Genomic DNA, 19,524 nt, shown 5'->3' with positions numbered 1-19,524 from the left:
AGGAGGAAATCATATGAGATGTGTTGATGATACATATGAAACAGAGTTGAATTTTGTGGACCAATTTGAACTATCAAGAAATGGTATGGTTAAAGAAATTAAAACAGAGTTCGATATAGTTAGATATTGTTTGGCAGAACAAAATAAATCACAAGAACAATACGCACCTGTGTTTGATAGAATTATAATAATGCCAATAAGAAAATTGCTTTGTGAAAAAAATTCTGTGCTAATAAAAATTTGTCCAGACTTTTTAATGCCAAAATTAATAGGTGTTGAATCGGAATTGTCTGAAGGACATAAAGTTATTTTGCCACCATATAAAATTTCATCGATGCAGGATTGGATGCCTGTTAAAGAATGGTTAGAACAGAGTATATCTAGCTTTAACAGAACACCTGAAACCATAGGCAAAATGTTTCCTGATTTCACATATGAATATATAAAAAATAAACTAGATAGGAAAAATAGGGCAAAATTAGATTCATTTTATCAAAAAGAAGAAGTGCAATTTAAGGGTGAGAAGATAATTATTTATACTAAAAAGGATCCAGATAACAGTTTAATAAATATAGAAATATTTGAGATGTTAGATAAAATTGGGTACAACTCCTTAAATCTATATAATTTTATTAAACATATGTCCGATAAACGAGGGGCTCATATTGATGTCGCTCATTCAATTCTTATTGAAACACTTAATAATAGGGATGGATTAGGCTTAACCCCAGTAACATATTTTGCTATCCAAATGATATATGCTGCTAAAAAACAGATTTTAGAATTAAGTGATTATTGGGAAGATATGCCTGAGTTGATGGTTTAATTAAGTATTTAAGAAAACATTAGAATAATAAGAGAACAGGCAAATTGTATAAATGACGTTATATGATAGGGGAAAGGGGGTAATAAGTTATGAACCATATAAAACTAAATGATATTCTAGGTTTAAACACTGAAGAGATTAATAATAGCAAAATAGAACTTAATATGCAAGCTGGAGTAGGTGGAGAGGCATATATTGATCTTTGGCTCTGTTGTGATGAAATGGATAAAAGAAATGGGACCTGCCCTGAATGTGGTTATTGGGGATGGTATGGTAATCAAAGAAATTTTAGACCAGGTCAATGGGTATTTAGCTTTGTAAGATTAAGAGATGATGAATGGCTCTTTACTTCAGCAGCAGAGATTATTGAAGTACCAGAAAATACATTTGCAAAAGTAAAAATCATTGATAAGTATAAGCCTTATTTTGGGAGGTTAGTTATTCAACTTGTTAAGGGGAACACTTTTGCTCGGTATACTTTTAATCTTTCGAAGTATATAGAAGACAGTAGCATAAAAACAATTTTACCAGATTTATACGGCGGTGAAGACTTTCCTGGATATGATAAGGTTAGATTATCATATAAGCAATTGGAAACCATAATTAAATACGGAAAAAATGATTGGATCGCAGCCCTAGAAAATCAAAAGGCAGTATACTTATTGACAGATAAGACTAATGGGAAGATGTATGTTGGTTCCGCCACAAGTGATTATGGAATGCTACTACAGCGATGGAGAAGCTATATTGAAAATGGTCATGGTGGAAACAAAGAGTTAGTAGAATTAGTAAATATGAAAGGTTTTGATTATATAAAAGTAAACTTCCATTATTCTATTCTTGAAAATTATAATGCAAAGGTAGATGATCTTGTTATATTAGAAAGAGAATCTTGGTGGAAAGAAATATTGCAGACTAGAATATTTGGATATAACAAGAACTAGGATTAGGGGGTAGGTCAATGATCAATGCAGAAAAGAAAAAAGCATTACTTGAATTGTTAAAGACGAATACAGGGTTAGTGGAAAGCTATTATTTTACTTTAGAACAAATAGGTGATCTTAAAACTAATTATATAGATTATATGACAACCGCACCTATAGATGTTAATACCGAATTAAAGCGTCTAGTAGGAGCTAATTATGATTTATGTACAGCATTATTAACTATGCTTTTAAGAGAGGATCACTTCTCCAATGGAGAATTTGAAATAAGGTATGAGCAAGGACAAGTCACACCTATTATAAAAAAAATGCTTGAATTACTCTAAAAACTTACTATTTTGAAAGGAGAAAGTATGGATAAGAAAAAATGGGAATTTTCAAAACCGCTTGAGTATGATATACTATCTCATACTCAAAATTTTGTAACAGGTTTCCAAGTTAAAGCGCCAGAACAAAATAAAGAATTAGAAAAAGCATTAGCGAAGAACTATGAGAATAGACAAAAGACGCAGGAAGCAATTGAACAAACAGCAATAAATACTAGTGAAACCAATGTGCATTTACAAAATGTTATAGTAAACCAAAATGATTATATAACAATATTAAAAGAACAAATTGATTTACAAAACAAGCAGCTAGAATTAAATGAACAGCAATTAGCAATTCTTAAAAATATTTTTTCATCTACAGAAGATGGTGTCGCTGTTGAACAGGAAATTTTGAAACTTATCCAAGAACAAATCGATTCAAATCATCCGCTATGGGACTTTCTAAAAGATAAAGGAGGAGATGTGGCTGTAGCGGGTATTACCGCAGGAGCACCAGTTATATACAATGCAATTAGGATGTTTTTATTATCAAAGGGTATAAATTTACCATAGCATTGATTTTGGGGATTTGTCTTATAAAAAAAACACCCGCAGTTTGGACTGAGGTGCACCCTGTCAAGTTGACAGATGAAATAAAAAATAATTTTATTCCAGCTAGGCTAATGTCTAGCTGGTTTTTTTCGTTTGACGGGCATGTCATATGTCTAAGGTGAAAGTCCTAAGGGGCGTAGTTACCGACGAACCCGATAGCAACTTGCAAGTTTCACATCGTGAGGTGTGGGAGAGAGGAAGCAATAGCGAAATCGTGGCTTGACGAACAGAAACAGGATACAAGGCGAGTTAGGTGGATAAGTTGGCTAAAGACAACGAAGTCCAAAAGGTAATCGTAATCCTAATGCGTAAATCCTGCAAGTAAACGAGGAAAGATATATGGCTTAACCCGTGAGGTCTCATGAGCGCTACAATAGTAACAACTAATCATGAGAAGTCAGCAGAGGTCATAGTAGCTAAGTTTTTTTTTAGTGAAGGACTGAACAATTAAAGAGCACAATACAAAATGGATGTAGCTTGAATAGTCTGATTGATACAGGTGAAAACGTAAAAGGAGCCCAAGGTCACGAAATTAAGATATTTCCAAGTAAGCGAAAAGGAGTAGAATGCACATTATGACAAAATTACTAGACAAAATTCTAGACCGACAAAATATGTATCAAGCACTTAAAAGCGTAAGCTCAAATAAAGGGGCAAGTGGAATTGATGGGATAACCATCGATGGAATTGATGGATACATTAGAGAAAGTTGGTCAAGGATTAAAGTTGAGATAGAAGAAAGAAGTTACAAACCACAACCAGTCTTAAGAGTAGAAATTCCAAAACCTAATGGTGGCACTAGAAAGCTAGGAATACCTACAGTCATGGATAGAATAATACAACAGGCAATAGTACAGGTATTAAGCCCTATAGTAGATAAGGAATTCTCAGAATTCAGCTATGGATTTAGACCGAGTAGAAACTGTGAAATGGCTGTAGTAAAACTACTGGAATATTTTAATGATGGATACCTCTGGGTTGTAGACATTGATTTGGAAAAGTTCTTTGATACAGTTCCACAAGACAAACTAATGAGTCTAGTACACAGTATCATAGACGACCCCGATACCGAGTCACTAATTCGAAAGTTCCTTCAAGCGGGAATAATGGATAAAGGTGAATATCAGCCATCAAAAAGAGGAACACCACAGGGAGGAAATTTATCACCCCTTCTTAGCAACATTATGCTAAATGAACTTGATAAAGAACTAGAAAGCCGTGGACTAAACTTTGTCCGTTACGCAGATGATTGTATCATAACAGTAAAAAGCAAGGCATCAGCAAAAAGAGTAATGGATTCTGTTACCAGTTGGATTGAAAGAAAATTAGGTCTAAAAGTTAATTCATCAAAAAGTAGAATAACAAGACCAACTAATCTGAAATATCTAGGCTTTGGATTTTGGAAAGATGGAAGAGTTAAGCAATGGAAAGCACGACCTCATCAAGATTCCATTAAAAGTTTTAAAAATAAACTTAAAAATCTGACGCAAAGGAAATGGTCTATTAGCTTTACAGAACGACTAAAGAAATTAAATCAAGTGATAAGAGGATGGATAAACTATTTCCTGATAGGTTCCATGAAAGGGACACTTACAGAAATAGACTCAAGACTTAGAACAAGACTTAGAATGATAATCTGGAAGATGTGGAAAGTACCATCAAAAAGACAATGGGGATTACAAAAGTTAGGGATTAGTAAAGACTTAGCAAGATTGACCTCATACTGTGGAGATAGGTACTATTTTGTAGCGACAAAAACCTGTGTATCAAGAGCAATCTCAAAGGAGATTTTAACCAAAAGAGGTTTAGTAAGTCCTTTAGACTACTATGAACACAGGCGTAATGTTAGATTTAATTGAACCGCCGTATACGGAACCGTACGTACGGTGGTGTGAGAGGGGAAATTAAATTTCCCCTACTCGATTTTACTAACCTACTTTCATAGAACATTACATTAGATTATAATCTAATAAGTCTTAGACTGTTGCATTCACAAGATTTTTTTACATACCGTGTTAATGCTAGCAATCTGAGTTAAATAAACTTACATAATGAAATACTTTTATTAGGTTTTAGGCAGCTAGTAAGTAGTATTCTTGAGGAGTTGCTCCTTCCAGACCCTTTTGTGGTCGTTCATTATTGTAAAATCTAATATATCTATCAATATCATCTATTAATTCTTGCCTTGTTTTATATACAGCTTTTTTTCTATGAAGATGGTACCGTTCAGATTTTATCTTGCCCCAAAAACCTTCCATAGGGCCATTATCTATGCATTTACCTACGCGACTCATACTTTGAGTAAGTCCTCTGGATTCTATTATCTTTCTGAAACCATAGGAAGTATATTGGTAGCCACGATCGCTATGAATCATCGGTGTTACGTATGGGTTCTCTTCTAAGGCTTCTCTTAAATTACTAAAGACAAGCTGATTGTTGTTGCTGGCACCAAACTTCCAAGAGACTACTCGATTGCTATGTAAATCAAAGAAGGCACTGAGATAGACTTTTCCTTCATTAGTTTTAAATTCAGTGACATCGGTGAGCCATTTTTGGTTTGGCTTCTTAGCTATGAATTCTCTATTCAAAATATTTTCAGCGACATGGTCAGCTGGTATCTTTTTATAGGTATTTTTCTTGATGCGGGTGACGGATTTTAGCCCCATTATTCGCATCCAGCGATAAATGCGTTTATGATTATATCTAGTTTTATGCTTTCTGTTCATGGCTAATGTCATTTGCCGGTAACCATAAATACCTTCGACATCGTCATAAATTCTAGCAATTTGTTTGCAGATTTCTTCATCTGTCTGTTGTTGTGCTGTGTGATCTACTTTCATATACTGATAATGGGCTTGTCTAGATATTCCTGCTGTTCTGCATAGAGACGAGATAGAATGGCCTTCTTTGCGCAGTTCTTCAATAGCAGTGTGAAGTACGAAGGATGGAACTAGGCCTAGCGATATCGCTTCTCGAGTTCCTCCAATTTTTTTAACAGTTCATTCTCCGTTTCTAGCTCTTCATTAATTTTTTTCAGTTTACGATTTTCAATCTTTAGTTTATCCAATTCAGTCAGTTGATTCTCTTCTTTTGCCTTCCCTCTGCGGTCAATAAGTGCTTTTTCTCCACCATTTTCAAACTTTTTGACCCAAGAATATACTTGTTGATAACTGACACCATAAATTTCCGCCGTTTCCCGGTAATTTGTTTTAGTATTTAGACAATGATTTACGATTTCTATTCTTTCTTCGAAGGTAGTTTTTCTTCCCTTATCCACTCTTAAAGTACCTCCTGGCGTATTATTTAAACTCTTACCAGTATTATACCTTATTATCCAAGAACGTAGAGTCTTAGTATCTCTTAAACCATATTTCATGCAGATATCCCGATGGGATCCTTCGTGGTTTAAGTAGGATTCAACAGCCATTTTTTTTAACTCTGATGTGTAGTGGCTCAGACTTCGAGATTCTTCTAAACCATCAATTCCTAGACTTTCATATTTTAATGCCCAATCTCTAATAGTTGACTCATTAATATCGTACTTTTCTGAGGCATTATTTAAGCTAATACCTCCATTTTCCACTTCTTGCAAGATCAGAAGCTTTTGTTCACCAGTATATTTTGACCTTTTTGACATAGAAAACTCCCCCTAAGATTAACAGTTTTATTATTTCAACTGTCAACCTTAAGGGGAGCATATCAGACAAGGCGAGTGTTTTTTTTGGATTTCATCCTACTTATATTTTTATACCATTCTTAAAACTCACTTGAATTTTATCTTTCTCATAAACTGTCAAGTAATCTACTAGACTATTCCATAAAAGTGGGTCAAATTCTGAAATTAATCCATCTTGTTTTTGCAACTCATCTAGGAAGATTTCCAAGTTTTTATGCCTAGTTATTTTATCCTTAATCTGCTCAGTTGTAAGCTCTAGGTTAGCCTTAGTGGTATCAAACTTTTCTACGAGGCTTTCGTATCTCCTTTTATATTCTTCTTGGTCTAAAGCTGTATGGGCATTCTGATTAATAATATCTTGAATCATTTCAGCTGCAATTTCTAGTTCGTTTTGAAGCTCAGTCTTTTTGTTTTCCAAATCTTTAGTATCAAATAAGGTTGCTTTAATAGTTTCAAAGTTTGCTATAATCTCATCCTTATTGGCTAGTAATTCATTTGTAGCTTTTATAAATATATCTTTAATTGTATCTTCATCAAGGTGGGATGTTTTGCATTTTTCATCTCCATCAAATTTATGGTTGCATTGCCAAATTGTGCGGCGGTATTTGCTGTTAGAGTGCCAGACTTTAGGGCCATACCAACTCCCGCATTCACCGCATTTAATCTTTCCTGCAAATATATGTGTTCCACTATGCCTATTTTTACCTGCTTGTCTAGCCTCAAGTTCTCGTTGCACCATGTCAAATACTGCAGGGTCAATAATAGCTTCGTGGTTATTTTCTACATAGTATTGAGGAATTTCTCCCTCATTTACTTTCTTTTTCTTAGTTAGAAAATCTACTGTATAGCTCTTTTGTAGGAGAGCATCGCCTTTATATTTTTCATTCATTAGTATACTTTTTACTGTACCAGCACTCCATTTTTCCTTTTTGCCTGGAGTGAGGATGCCATCTTTAGTTAATTCTTTTGCAATTCCATAAGGGGTCATGCCTTGTAGAAACATTCCATATATTCGCTTTACTATGATAGCTTCTTTTTCATTTAATACTAGGTTGCCATCTTCACCTTTGTCATAGCCTAAAAACCTTCTAAAAGGTACGGTAACTTTACCATCTGCAAATCTCTTTCTTTGTCCCCAAGTAACATTCTCTGAAATGCTACGGCTTTCTTCTTGAGCAAGGGAGGACATAATGGTAATTAATAATTCACCCTTGGAATCTAATGTCCAGATATTTTCTTTTTCAAAGTATATTTCAATTCCTTTTTCCTTAAGCTGTCTAACCGTTGTAAGGCTATCTACTGTATTTCTAGCAAACCTACTGACGGATTTAGTAACTATTAAATCTATTTTACCGTCAAGAGCATCAGCAATCATTCGTTTAAAGCCTTCACGATGTTTTGTATTGGTGGCAGAAATACCATCATCAGTGTAGACATCTACAAATTCCCAATCATCTCTGCTTTTGATGTAGCTAGTATAATAATCAACTTGAGCCTCATAGCTTGTAGCTTGTTCTTCGCTGTCGGTAGAAACACGGGCATAAGCAGCAGTTCTTCTTTTTCTTTGCTCATTAATAGGGGTAGATGTGAACCTGCTAATAGTAGCGGGTATGGTTGTTACATTTCTAACTGTCCTTGTCATTTTTATGCCACCTACCTTTATGCCCAGCAGCATGGTTATTGCCTTTTTGGTATTCAGCCCAAGCTTCACGTCTTTCTTCGGTCCATGCATCAGTTCTGGCAGTTGATTCCCATTTTTGATGAACTATCTGTCCATCGTAAAAATGAAATATTAATTCATCTTGACCTTTAACTACGATTTTTTCTATTTCTTCTAGGAATATATCTTCATCAAATTCTTCAAGTCCAAGAACCATAGCAGAATATTTTTCAAGAACTTTTTCTGGTACATCTTTAGCATGGCAGTGGGAGATCCCCTTTTCACTTTTAGTTATGCAAATTCTAATATAATAGATTTCGTTAGGGTCTTTTCTTTGCCTTTTGCCACTTCGTCTATAATTTTTGCCACAATTATCGCACTGAATTTTACTTGTGAAACAGGTGGTCTTTATAGCCTTATTAGCAAATACTCCAAGCTCACGCCTTCTTGCTATTTCAGTTTGAACTTTATCAAAGATTTCTTTTTCAATAATAACAGGGTGGGTATCTTCAGCATAATACGTAGGAAGCTCACCTTTGTTTAACTTTGTCTTTTGTGTTATATGATTTTCAACATAAGTTTTTTGAAGGAGGGAGTTCCCAGTATATTTTTCCTGCCTTAGGATGGCCCTTATAGAAGTATTTGAAAAGTGTCCACCAGTATAAGATTTAATGCCCATTTCTTTGAGTTGCTTTTCTGTTTGCTCAGCGGAGAGACCATTAAGGAAATTATCAAAAATAAGTTTTATTACTTCAGCTTCCTCTGGAACAATATTAAACTTTTCACCATCCCACCTATATCCATAGATGCAGAAAGAATTTACTATTCCTTTTTGAAATCCTTTACGAATACCCCATTTGACATTTTCACTAATTGAGCGACTTTCCTCTTGAGCAAAAGAGGCTAGAAGGGTCAGCATAAGTTCCCCATCATCGCTTAGGGAGCTAATATTCTCGCTTTCAAATCGAACTTCAATTCCAAGATCTTTTAAATATCTTACAGTTTCCAATAAGTCTATGGTGTTACGAGCAAATCTTGAAATTGATTTAGTTAAGATAATGTCGATTTTACCTTTTTTACAATCCTCAATCATTCTTTGAAATGCAGCTCGATTGTCTGTTGTTCCTGAAATACCTTCATCTGCATAAACTCCTGCATATATCCATTCTTTATTTTTTTGGATGTAGGAACTATAGTGGCTTATCTGTGCAGACATAGAGTGGAAGGTACGACCTTTTTCTTCTGAAACTCTAGCATAAGCAGCTACCTTTTTTCTTTTTGGAAGATTAGGTAGAGTGGCCTCTATCTTCCTAATAGTCTTCATTTAATCACTTCCTTTCCTTACTATACATCACTTATAAAGCCCATAAAGTCAAGGAAGTATAGCAAATAAAGAAGCTAATTTAGGCTTGTATTTTTGCATCATTTCTTCATTAAATTGGTCATATTCACTAATTGTAATTAGACCTTTTTCTAGCATAGACTTGGCGATAGCCATAGTGATTCCATAGTCTTTTTCGGTATTAAACATTTCTTCACTCATGAATATCACCTCCAAATCTATGGTTGATATAGCAGGAGTGGGAGCAGTATTTTCTTTTGGAATTACCGTATGCAGTAAAAGGCTCGCCGCAGTGGGTACATATAAAGGAATAAATGGCTTTTCTATTTACAAGCTCTGGATGAGCATTCCACCATTTAACACGACATTTGTCACTACAAAACTTTAATGGTTTTTTACCTGGAGTTTGTTTTAGTTCTTTTCCACATTCTTTGCAAAATGTTTTATTAATTTGTTTACTTTCTTTGCCAATATGACCACTTAAATTATTTCTTCTACAGAAAGATTTAATAGTATTTATTGAAATACCTAGAGCATCGGCAATTTTTGAATAACTAATACCTTGGTTTCTAAGTTCTATAATTTGTTGCTTTTGTAATTCATTCATGGTTTACCTCCCCCTAAGAGGCAAAAGAAAAACCCCTCACTATCTAAAGGACAGTGAGGGGAGAAATCCGTAGTAAATTTTAATTAATCGTATTTTATAAAGGCATCAGTAAAACCAGCTGCCTTAACTTTTTTGAGCATTGCATCTGCATTAGCTTTTACAGAATAGGCACCTACTTGAACTCTATATAATTTATTAGTGGTTTGAGGTGGGGTAGGGGAGAGTGGGGGAGAGGTGAGAGCCTTTTTTACATCTGCTCTAAAGGTATCCATGCTTTTCTGATGCCTTAGAAACCAGTTTCTAGGATCGCCATGATTACTAGCTATTCCTAGTTTATAGCCCTCATAATGGCCAATAATATTTTTTTCAGTAAGATTATAAGTTTTACAAAGGTGAATACAAAGCTCTACAGCCTCATTATAAACTTTATTGAAATAGGGGGTATCCCTAAGATTATCTTCACAGATTTCAAAGCCTATATGGGTATCATTTGCTTTTCCACCAGCGTGCCAACCCCTATGATTCCAAGGTAGAGTTTGGTAGGTAGCAATAGACCCATCAGCAAGTTTTCCTATAAAAGCATGGACACAAGTCCGCCTACCATCTGGACAGGGCTGATTCCAATGGTTGTTATATTGATTCTTTCCAAGGAGTCCATCATCTGGACCTACATATCTTTTAAGGTTAGGGTTATTAGCACCAGTAGAGTGAACCATAATCCCTTTAGGAACTATGGTCTTTCCAGTTTTATAGCATTCATTATTTACAAGTATCAATTTCTGTAAATTCATTATTCATCACCATCTTTTAATTGAATCAACACATCCTTTAACTTTTCAGGAATAGGCAGTCCAATATTAGCAGAGTTTTCTAAGATACTTATTCCTTCATTTGATATATAGAAAAATATTACCGCTGTTCTTATTGCTCCACCGTTTTTTATTAAATATGCATCTACGGTATGTCCTATGGCTACCATTAAAAATATCATTACTTTTTTAAATATTCCCTTGAAACCAATTTCACTCGAAACTTCCTTTTTAATTATTGCAAGCATTACACCTGTTAAATAGTCAATAACCACAAAGGCTATAAGGGCATATAAAAAGCTATCGTGTCCACCTAGTACATAGCCTAAGTATCCTCCGATAGCTGTGAAAATTCCCTTTATTAAGTTTAATATATCTTTCAATCAAATCCCTCCCATTTAATAATAATCTTCTCCATAATTAACTAAGTCTATTTCAAACATATATTGTATTTTCATTGTATTTGCTTCTGTTTTCTCAACTGGCTGTGCAAGTTTTGTATGTGCTCCTATAGGCTTACTAGTAAGAAGTGCTTGTATCAATAAACTATTACTACTTGACCCATAATACCTACTTATCCATCTGTCTGTACCAAGTATGTTATAATAACCATAATAACTACTATTTATAGAAAAATTCTTCTTATACGGTTCTAATAAATTCCCTTGCTTATTTATTACTTGATAAAAGCTAGTTCCCCCTTGAGTGTTTGTATAGTATAAATATATTCGATTTGCACTTCTATAAAAATCGTAAACATAACATCTTCTTTCAATATTTCCACTATCAAGCCCCCTTGTTTCAAACCAAGTTGAGTTCCCTATTTTAGGTTTAATATTCATATCTTGAACTTTATTACCTAAAGCATCAACCCTTAGCCATCTACTAGTATATACTTTTTCATTAAATTGGTCATCCATTCTTGTAGTATAGCCTATAATATCAATACAGCCATCAAGAAATACTCCATCAGTATTTATTTGCTTATAATTAAATGATACATTATAATCTTTATCCTTAAAATCTTGGCTCATGTTTATGTCTACAAAACTTAGTTGTACTCCTACTTTACTCCATTTATAAATTCTTAAATAATTATCTCCTGAATACGAATAATTATAAAATCCTATAAAAACCATTTCACCATCTGGTTGTATATATGGGCAAGCTTGATATAGCCCATCATATTTCTTAATAGCATGACTACTATCTGATACAAGAGCATTTCCCTCATAGTTTAATAATCTTGTTACTTGATCCCATATAATTATGTCATTAGTATTAATATCGAAAGGTATCATTAGCCAATGTCCTTTAAGGCTCTCTGGAAATTGTAAATAACTTGATTGAGTTATACTTGTATTCTTCCCATCTGCTAAAAGCCATCCTTTTGTAGGACTTATGAATTTTATAGTTTTTGCATAGGAAAACAACCTATTAATTGCATAATATCTTCTTGGATTGATTTCACTATTAATATAATAACTATTATCCTCATATTCTCTCCCATACAATGCAGCACCTCTATAAAAATAATCCTTATTTTCAGGGTCACTATCTGCCCAATAAATACTTTCTATTCTTCCATTTGCAGCATGAGTTGGAAAGTCAAATACAAAGTTAATCTTTATTTTATTATCTGTTACCTCAAATTTAGTCTCAGACCTATTGACAGTTCCTCTTATTGGATCATTGCCTGAATAGGGTTCGTTTCTCCCTGCAAAACCGATAACATTTCCCATAACCCTTTGTTCATTTATATTCTCAGGTTTGTCGCTGTCGGTTAAGTAAAGATAATTAAACCATGTATAATTTTCACATCTTCTTGTATTCCCAGCACCCATAATTCCTTGTACAAAAAGTTCTAAGAATGTATCTTTGAAGTATAGGTCTGGAATTAAATTTTCAGTATATGCTTCTTTTAATTTTTTGTTAGTTTTTGCATCAAAGAGTTCTAGAAGCACCTTTCCTTTAATACCTTGATTTTCTTTATATTTTTTACTAGTAATAATACTCCCATTTATGAAATCTTTATTATATGAAATACATTCCCTTAAATTTTCATCTACCATATAAACACCTCAACTATAGAAAATTTTAAGTTTCTTAATCTTACATACATCTGAAAGAGTAGGTTTTTCTAATATATAGGCAAATCTAATCTTTCTATTTAGTTCTATCAGTTCATTTAATCTTTCATAATTTATTAAGTTTAGGTTTTCTGGATTTATTCCCTTATCTAGAAATTCTAAAGAATTCTTAATATCTACTTCCCTATAATCATTTTCATTTATATTAAAGGTAAGATAAGTCTCTCCACTGTCCACACTAAAAGCTATCCTTACTATTCCATTGGTCTTAGTTATATTTCCACTATTATTTATTATATCTGTAGATACTTCTGCTATTATATTTGATATCAACTTCTCACTAGGAATAAAAAAATCTTCCTTTTGTTCTATGACTTTAGGAAGACTTGTTGCTATTATTTTTATTCTAAATTTAAATTTTTCTTGTCTTTCTACTACATCGGGGTTATCTGTATAATAATAAACCTTTGGTGAATCTCCTACTATACCTTCCAAAGATGAAGGTAAAATATCATTCCCATAATTTAATAATATTTCTTCAGTTATTGGCATATCAGAAACCTTAACCCATTTAGGAATACTTTCCACTTCTTGAAAGTTCTTTATTCCTTCATCATCAATTATTAAAAATCTTTCTTTATCGGGAAAATATAAGCCTTCTGTTACCTTATAGTTCTTCCCATCTTTACTATCAGAAATTAAGACATAGGATTTGCCAGTTTCTAATGTTATACTTTGAGTTCCTATTCCAGGATTTACAAAGCTATCTGTGCCAGTATTCGGAGTCTTTTCTATAACTATTTGAATAACACCTGTTTCATAAAAAGAAACTTCCCAAACTAAATTATTATTTCCCCAGCCATTATAGGTACTATTTCCTTCAAACCTTACCCTAAATAATTTATATCCATTTTCCTCTTCTGATGAGTAATATAAATTATTATAACTTGTATCCCTTCTATTAATTTTAATATGCTCTGAAGATGAACCAATACCTATCCACGAGTTACCACTTGTATAAATTGTTCTAATTAAATCTCCATTGTACATAAAGTCAAATCCCATGTCAGGTAAAGTTACTGTAGAATCATCATTTCTTGTACCATAAAGAGTCATTCCAGAACTTCCTTTTGGGTTTGCCATTATAGGTCTTACTCCCATATCATATCTCCTCCAATTCCCAGCTGATAGATAGTAAGTTATTGTATAAGTTTCTATTAGGTAATGTAGCCGTATATAAAACTCCTTTTTCTAATCTTGAGTCAAATGCTCCTTCTTCTATTAGTTTAGGCTCTGATATGCTGACTTTATTATAATAATCATAAGTTCCGTCTTTGTTTTTATCAAAATCAGCACTCCATGCTATCCACTCATTATCATACAAATATTTACTACTGTTATCTGGTGAAAACCCTTCAATTATTCCTACTACTTCTATATCAATATTTAAGTCCATAGTTCTTGTATAGCTATTAAAGATTTGACTAAAATCATCTTCAGTGTAGCTTATTATAAAATCTTTTTTATCTGGCTCTAAACTTTTAAATAAATAGTTTTCATTATACTTATATTTAGAAAACTTTATATAAAACAAATTATATAAGAAACTATAAATTACTTCTGCTCTAGGAATACTAGCACTAAGTCCACCTTCTAAGTCTCTACCTTCAACAGTTACTTGAAGATTTCCCTTTTCAATAACAAAACTTCCATTAGTTACTTCTAACTCCACCATAAAGGTATGATCTCCTGCAGTAACCTGTGGCATAGGAAGGGGAAGTCCTATAACATTGTCACCCTTAGCTAATTTTTGAATAGGCTTAAAATCATAATATACTCCATCAAGAGAAAATAATATCTTTATGGAGCAATCCTCACTTGCCTTGCCTGTCATAGTAATATTACAGTTTAAATTTGTATCTGCTTTTGCAGTAATTCCAAACACCATGGCAGCAAATTTAGTTGTAGTAACATTTATAACTTCAGTATTTTTCTTAATTATCATGCTGCTTAAGGTTCCAGTTATGGCACTATTAATTTCATCTAATAGTCTAGATGTATCTATTTTTTCTATTATAGTATTTAGTGGGTCTCCTAATTCTATTTTAGTGTTTATAGGATTTATTAAATCTACTTTCTTTTTTATTACTCTAAGTTCTGTAGTAAATCCTAGCCTTTCGTTTTTTACCTTTACAATATCTCCAACATCTACTTCTGTAAGGCACTTAAAATCCTTATATTCTTCTATCTTACTTAATTCTAAAAAATCAATAGTAATAAATATCTTAGGAAGAGATACTTTTTCAGCATATTCCTTTGCTTTAACTCTTAGTGTGTCAACATCCTTACATTCTTTAAATTCAACTTTCTTAACTATAGGAAAAGGTAAAATATCAGCCTTATCTCCTGAAACTTCAATATATCTTTCAGAAAGTAATAGCCCATTTGCACCAACTGGATATATTTTTGTAGCCATTTCACTGGTATCTTCTATGACCTTCATTCCTCTAATGTTTTTACCATATTTAATTAATATTCCTTTATCAGTGCCTACCTTATCTTTAATATGTGCCTTATAATTATCTCTGTATATCTCGCCACCATAAACTTCAATTAGCCTATACATTGCATCTGCTGCATTAATTTCCTTTGCAATAAAAGGTGCAATACCACCTTCAGGTGCTGTAAAGTCATATACAGCTTGAAGTTCAGGGGGGATTGTTCCTTCTAAAGCTTCCTTAGTATTAGCATTTAATATCCTTACAGATTCTATAAAATAATAGGCAAGATCATAAAAAATATGTCTTGCCCACACTTTAATTTTACTTATCTTATCTTGAATTCTTTCAACCTTATATATTCTAAAAAGCTGGCCATCAGCTTTAATAATATTTAATTCCTCCAAGTATTGAGCCTTATGAGACACTACTGGATACTCAATTTCCAAACTGTATTCTCCATTTAATTCATGAGTAATTTCAGCCATTATGCATTCATCTAAAACACAAAGTCCGTTATTTTCAAAGTTTCCTTTCCCTGTTTTCTTATCATAAATAGTAATCATTATAGCCACCTCCAGTTTGGGAGGATTTCAATTTTACTTACGTTACCAGTCCATTCAACCCTATTAGAGCCAGGATTTAGATATATAAATTCACCTTTTACTTCATTATTTAAATTCTCTCCTAAATCATTATAAGAGTCTTGAATTACTGAATTAAGTATAATCTTATCTTTTATATTAATTAAATTAACCTTAGTTTCATTTACTGTTAATTCAATATTCCCTTCACCATATACCGATATTATAGGCTCACTTTTTATACTTCCTACATTTATTATGGATGAGCCTGACTCTACAATTGTAAATATATTATTATAAGTTGCATATTTAAAGGGCCTACAATTAAATATTATTATAAATTCCGAGAAAATCTTAACTACCTGAGAAAAATCAATACTATTAACCACTTGTGCTCTATACTTTTTATCATCTTGGGAGCTAAATATTAAGTCACTCTCTCCCGCTGAAAATAGCCATGCTTTAATATCATCTATTTTATCTATCAAATTACCATCTTTGATTTTACACTCTACTCCTATGGTTATATTCTCATAAGTTTCCTCATCATAAACTAAACTTGAATCTCTTCCTGGAATGTCTATATATGAAGTTCTTCTTTTCGGTGAGGGGAGATTTGGTCTTTTAGATATTATTATTCCATAGTCTTTATAACTATCCTTTCCTGCAAAGTTAAAGCTAATCACTAAATACCACCCCTTCCCATAGCAACTCTTTGTCTGTAGAATTCTAATTCATAAGCAAGTTGTTCTATATCCTTATCTGTATTATTGTTAAAGTTATCTATGTGGATTGTTAGGTTTGAGTTATTGGTATTTGTTTGCCCTTTGCCTTTTATCATTTCCATTAATTTCTCATTGCTTAAAACTTTAGAACCTCGTGGGAGATTTACTAATTCTGGTCCTCTTTCACCTACCCAAGTAAGTCCACCTCTCCAATAATCTGTACCTTGAGCATTTCTTCCTATGTTCTTTACTTTATTTCCAACGGTTTCAAATACTTCTCTTATCCTAGTAGTGAATGTCGCTTCTTTATTTTCTACTCTTTGATTATTCCAATCCTTAATTTTATCTAATCCACTTTGGATGCCTTCTTTTATCCTATTAAAAGCTCCTTTAACTTTCTCTGCCATATCATTAAACTTACCGCCTGTAATAGTGTTCATTGCATTTAAACCAGTTTCCCACACTAATTTATATCCATCCATGTAAGTTCCAAGAATACCTTTAATTCCACCACCATGCTCATCAATCTTATCCTTTATGAAACCCCAAGAGGTGGAAGTATCAGTTTTTAAGTTCTCCCAGGTTTCTGAAGTTTTGGTCTTTACACTATCCCACTTTTCAGAAATACTTGAGTTAATGTTATTTAGTGTATCTGATGTGTTGGTTTTAATAGTTTCCCATTTATCTGAAATAGTAGTTTTTATATTATCCCAGGACTCAGATGTATTAGTTTTTATAGTGTCCCAAGTTTCTGATGTATTAGTCTTTATATTTTCCCAACCTTCAGAAACACCAGTTTTAATATTTGTAAGAGTCTCGCTGGTATTAGTCTTAACATCATCCCATTTTTCAGATACAGTAATCTTTACATTCTCCCAAGCTTCAGATGTGTTTTCTTTTATATCATTCCATTTTTCGGAGATAGTTTCTTTTAACAATCCTGCTTTTTCTTTGATGGTATCCCAATTCATATAAAGTGTGACACCAATCCCAATGATAGCTGTAATAGCTGCAATGGCAATTCCAATAGGGCCTGTTAAAGCTGCTATAGCACCACCTGCACCTGCAACAGCTGTTGATATGGTGGAAAAGGCAGTTATTGCACTACCTACTACAGTTATTATCTTCCCGAAGATAAGAAGGGCTGGGCCAATTGCAGCAACAAGTAATCCAAGCTTAACTATAGTTTCTTGTTGAGCAGGGGAGAGGCTATTAAGTTTATCAATAAAACCTTGAATAGCTTCTATAATATTAGCTATAGAAGGTTTTAAAACATCATAGATTTTAAGCCCTAATTCTTCTATGGCAGATTTAAGAGCTGTTAAAGATCCTTTATTATTATCCTGCATAGTTTTTGCAACATCTTCTAGGGCTCCATCGGACTCTTTAATACTAGCGGTTAAATCATCATAACTATCATCTAACCCATTAAGAAGTGCATTTAAATCTTTAACATGTTCTTTTCCACCAATCATAGCAAGATAGGTGTTTCTTTGCTCCTCTGTCATTCCAGCTAATTTATCTTTTAAATCAAATAACACATTTTCTAATCCCTTAAAGTTTCCTTCACTATCAAAGGCAGAAAAAGAAAGTTCTTCAAGTGCCTGTTTTGCCCGACCAGTTGGTGCTGTAAGGTTTGTCATTACAGCATTAAGTGCCGTTCCAGCTTCCGAGCCTTTGATACCAGAGTTGGCTAATAGTCCAAGAGCCAAGGCAGACTCCTCAAGAGGAACTCCAAGGCCTCTTAAAGTACCTCCAACTTTTAGATATGCTTCAGCCATTTGGTCTATATCTGTATTACTAGACCTTGCAGTTTGTGCTACAATATTTAAGTATCCAGGTAATTCCTGTGTAGTAAGACCCATAGCAGACATGGAATCTGTTACTAAGCTAGATGCCTTTGCAAGATCTATATTTCCTGCTTCAGATAAACGAAGAACTGGCATTAATGCCTCCATAGAAGTAGTAGAGTCCCATCCTGCTAGAGCCATAAAGCCTAAAGCATCAGCAGCATCCTTTGCAGATTTAGATGTACTTGCCCCAGCATCTCTTGCAGCTTGTTCAAGTAAAACCATTTCTTCACCTGTTGCTCCAGACATTGCCTTAACCTTGCTCATAGATTCTTCAAAATCCATGCCAATTTTTATAGCTGCAGCTCCAATTCCTGCAATTGGCAAGGTGACAGTTTTGGTTAAATCTTTACCTACACTTTCCATTCCTTTACCAATATCCTGCATCTTATTTCCTATAGGCTCTAAAGCTTGACCTAGTTTATACCAAGAGCTAGATTGGGTTTCTATTTCTTTATTTACATTCTTTAAATCCTGCTCCATGGAGCTTAACTTTGCCTTTGCATTATTAAGTTTAATTTCCAAGTCTTTAGTTGCCTTTGCATCTTGACCCTTTGTTTCTACTGATTTTTTATGGGCAGCATCCAAGGCTTCAACTCTTTGTTTTTGTATATCAGTTTGCTTAGTTAAACTATCTGACTTTAACTTAAGTCCCTCTAATCCTTTACCATGTTCTCCAAGGGCAGCAGTAGATGCTTTGAACTGGGAGTATAAAACTCTCATTTCTCTATTTAAACTTGCTATTCCATTTTGGAAACCACTGCTATCTAGGCCTATCTTTACATTTAAACTTCCTATTTCCCTTGCCAATTTTTCACCTCCTGGCATAAAAAATACACCTATTATAGGTGTTATAAAATATCATCTATATATTTTCTTTCTTTTTGAACTTTCTTATCTAGTAGCTTTAAATAATAAATTATATCCATGGAATCTATATCATTAAGTGTCCAATTATTCTCAAGAAGGGAAATGTAGATACTGTCGATAAAT

General features: G+C 33.4%; 18 protein-coding genes. 5 read left to right on the top strand and 13 right to left on the bottom strand.

Going from position 1 to position 19,524, the window contains the following annotated elements; all coding sequences use genetic code 11:
* Positions 1-13: 13 nt before the first annotated feature.
* The 5 genes from EQM13_RS16395 to ltrA all read left to right on the top strand — a co-directional run bounded on the left by EQM13_RS16395 (position 14) and on the right by ltrA (position 4,549).
* Positions 14-826 carry a hypothetical protein gene (locus EQM13_RS16395; RefSeq protein ID WP_128753266.1) on the top strand — a complete coding sequence of 271 codons (813 nt, stop codon included), beginning with the start codon at positions 14-16 and terminating at the stop codon, positions 824-826.
* 89 nt (positions 827-915) lie between these two features.
* On the top strand, positions 916-1,770 hold the full coding sequence (locus EQM13_RS16390) for a GIY-YIG nuclease family protein (protein ID WP_128753265.1): 855 nt from the start codon (positions 916-918) through the stop codon (positions 1,768-1,770).
* A 17-nt stretch (positions 1,771-1,787) separates the two neighbouring features.
* Positions 1,788-2,096, top strand: coding sequence for a hypothetical protein (locus EQM13_RS16385; RefSeq protein WP_128753264.1), 309 nt, complete (start codon positions 1,788-1,790; stop codon positions 2,094-2,096).
* Between the two features lie 27 nt (positions 2,097-2,123).
* Positions 2,124-2,651, top strand: a complete 528-nt coding sequence (locus EQM13_RS16380; protein WP_128753263.1) for a hypothetical protein — start codon at positions 2,124-2,126, stop codon at positions 2,649-2,651.
* A gap of 614 nt (positions 2,652-3,265) precedes the next feature.
* A complete protein-coding gene (gene ltrA, locus EQM13_RS16375) occupies positions 3,266-4,549 on the top strand; it encodes a group II intron reverse transcriptase/maturase (RefSeq protein ID WP_128753262.1) in 1,284 nt (427 codons plus the stop codon).
* 213 nt (positions 4,550-4,762) lie between these two features.
* On the opposite strand, the gene EQM13_RS16370 is transcribed toward ltrA, so the two are convergent.
* The 13 genes from EQM13_RS16370 to EQM13_RS16315 all read right to left on the bottom strand — a co-directional run bounded on the left by EQM13_RS16370 (position 4,763) and on the right by EQM13_RS16315 (position 19,341).
* Positions 4,763-5,614 carry an IS3 family transposase gene (locus tag EQM13_RS16370; RefSeq protein WP_255417576.1) on the bottom strand — a complete coding sequence of 284 codons (852 nt, stop codon included), beginning with the start codon at positions 5,612-5,614 and terminating at the stop codon, positions 4,763-4,765.
* Positions 5,615-5,646: 32 nt separating this feature from the next.
* Entirely contained in the window at positions 5,647-6,327 is a 681-nt protein-coding gene (locus EQM13_RS16365) for a helix-turn-helix domain-containing protein (protein ID WP_128753260.1), read from the bottom strand.
* Between the two features lie 100 nt (positions 6,328-6,427).
* Positions 6,428-8,008 (bottom strand): recombinase family protein, encoded by a 1,581-nt coding sequence (locus EQM13_RS16360; protein ID WP_128753259.1) that lies wholly within the window; start codon positions 8,006-8,008, stop codon positions 6,428-6,430.
* Complete coding sequence (locus tag EQM13_RS16355; protein WP_128753258.1) at positions 7,992-9,350, bottom strand: recombinase family protein; 1,359 nt, start codon at positions 9,348-9,350, stop codon at positions 7,992-7,994. The genes EQM13_RS16360 and EQM13_RS16355 overlap by 17 nt, the downstream gene beginning before the upstream one ends.
* Positions 9,351-9,398: 48 nt before the next feature.
* Positions 9,399-9,569: an SHOCT domain-containing protein gene (locus EQM13_RS18415; RefSeq protein WP_170177318.1), complete on the bottom strand. Its 171-nt coding sequence runs from the start codon at positions 9,567-9,569 to the stop codon at positions 9,399-9,401.
* A complete protein-coding gene (locus tag EQM13_RS16350) occupies positions 9,562-9,975 on the bottom strand; it encodes a helix-turn-helix domain-containing protein (protein WP_128753257.1) in 414 nt (137 codons plus the stop codon). Before EQM13_RS16350 ends, EQM13_RS18415 begins: the two co-directional genes overlap by 8 nt.
* A gap of 83 nt (positions 9,976-10,058) precedes the next feature.
* Positions 10,059-10,766: an N-acetylmuramoyl-L-alanine amidase gene (locus EQM13_RS16345; protein WP_128753256.1), complete on the bottom strand. Its 708-nt coding sequence runs from the start codon at positions 10,764-10,766 to the stop codon at positions 10,059-10,061.
* A complete protein-coding gene (locus EQM13_RS16340) occupies positions 10,766-11,167 on the bottom strand; it encodes a phage holin family protein (protein ID WP_128753255.1) in 402 nt (133 codons plus the stop codon). The genes EQM13_RS16345 and EQM13_RS16340 overlap by 1 nt, the downstream gene beginning before the upstream one ends.
* A 15-nt stretch (positions 11,168-11,182) precedes the next feature.
* Entirely contained in the window at positions 11,183-12,856 is a 1,674-nt protein-coding gene (locus EQM13_RS16335; protein WP_128753254.1) for a hypothetical protein, read from the bottom strand.
* A gap of 9 nt (positions 12,857-12,865) precedes the next feature.
* Complete coding sequence (locus EQM13_RS16330; protein WP_128753253.1) at positions 12,866-14,035, bottom strand: hypothetical protein; 1,170 nt, start codon at positions 14,033-14,035, stop codon at positions 12,866-12,868.
* 1 nt (position 14,036) lies between these two features.
* The gene (locus tag EQM13_RS16325) at positions 14,037-15,938 is read right to left on the bottom strand and encodes a phage tail spike protein (RefSeq protein ID WP_128753252.1); all 1,902 of its coding nucleotides are present in this window, start codon (positions 15,936-15,938) and stop codon (positions 14,037-14,039) included.
* Positions 15,938-16,642, bottom strand: a complete 705-nt coding sequence (locus tag EQM13_RS16320; protein ID WP_128753251.1) for a distal tail protein Dit — start codon at positions 16,640-16,642, stop codon at positions 15,938-15,940. Before EQM13_RS16320 ends, EQM13_RS16325 begins: the two co-directional genes overlap by 1 nt.
* Positions 16,642-19,341: a phage tail tape measure protein gene (locus EQM13_RS16315; protein ID WP_161567290.1), complete on the bottom strand. Its 2,700-nt coding sequence runs from the start codon at positions 19,339-19,341 to the stop codon at positions 16,642-16,644. Before EQM13_RS16315 ends, EQM13_RS16320 begins: the two co-directional genes overlap by 1 nt.
* Positions 19,342-19,524 lie beyond the last annotated feature (183 nt).

The organism is Acidilutibacter cellobiosedens (assembly GCF_004103715.1).
In the GTDB taxonomy this organism is placed as follows: Bacteria; Bacillota; Clostridia; order Tissierellales; family Acidilutibacteraceae; genus Acidilutibacter; species Acidilutibacter cellobiosedens.
This window is presented reverse-complemented; position numbering and strand designations above follow the sequence as displayed.

What these genes read in the sequence shown, in the direction of transcription:
- EQM13_RS16395 (WP_128753266.1), top strand. Translation starts at nt 14, where the DNA reads ATGAGATGTGTTGATGATACATATGAAACAGAGTTGAATTTTGTGGAC.
- EQM13_RS16390 (WP_128753265.1), top strand. Translation starts at nt 916, where the DNA reads ATGAACCATATAAAACTAAATGATATTCTAGGTTTAAACACTGAAGAG.
- EQM13_RS16385 (WP_128753264.1), top strand. Translation starts at nt 1,788, where the DNA reads ATGATCAATGCAGAAAAGAAAAAAGCATTACTTGAATTGTTAAAGACG.
- EQM13_RS16380 (WP_128753263.1), top strand. Translation starts at nt 2,124, where the DNA reads ATGGATAAGAAAAAATGGGAATTTTCAAAACCGCTTGAGTATGATATA.
- ltrA (WP_128753262.1), top strand. Translation starts at nt 3,266, where the DNA reads ATGACAAAATTACTAGACAAAATTCTAGACCGACAAAATATGTATCAA.
- EQM13_RS16365 (WP_128753260.1), bottom strand. Translation starts at nt 6,327, where the DNA reads ATGTCAAAAAGGTCAAAATATACTGGTGAACAAAAGCTTCTGATCTTG.
- EQM13_RS16360 (WP_128753259.1), bottom strand. Translation starts at nt 8,008, where the DNA reads ATGACAAGGACAGTTAGAAATGTAACAACCATACCCGCTACTATTAGC.
- EQM13_RS16355 (WP_128753258.1), bottom strand. Translation starts at nt 9,350, where the DNA reads ATGAAGACTATTAGGAAGATAGAGGCCACTCTACCTAATCTTCCAAAA.
- EQM13_RS18415 (WP_170177318.1), bottom strand. Translation starts at nt 9,569, where the DNA reads ATGAGTGAAGAAATGTTTAATACCGAAAAAGACTATGGAATCACTATG.
- EQM13_RS16350 (WP_128753257.1), bottom strand. Translation starts at nt 9,975, where the DNA reads ATGAATGAATTACAAAAGCAACAAATTATAGAACTTAGAAACCAAGGT.
- EQM13_RS16345 (WP_128753256.1), bottom strand. Translation starts at nt 10,766, where the DNA reads ATGAATTTACAGAAATTGATACTTGTAAATAATGAATGCTATAAAACT.
- EQM13_RS16335 (WP_128753254.1), bottom strand. Translation starts at nt 12,856, where the DNA reads ATGGTAGATGAAAATTTAAGGGAATGTATTTCATATAATAAAGATTTC.
- EQM13_RS16330 (WP_128753253.1), bottom strand. Translation starts at nt 14,035, where the DNA reads ATGGGAGTAAGACCTATAATGGCAAACCCAAAAGGAAGTTCTGGAATG.
- EQM13_RS16325 (WP_128753252.1), bottom strand. Translation starts at nt 15,938, where the DNA reads ATGATTACTATTTATGATAAGAAAACAGGGAAAGGAAACTTTGAAAAT.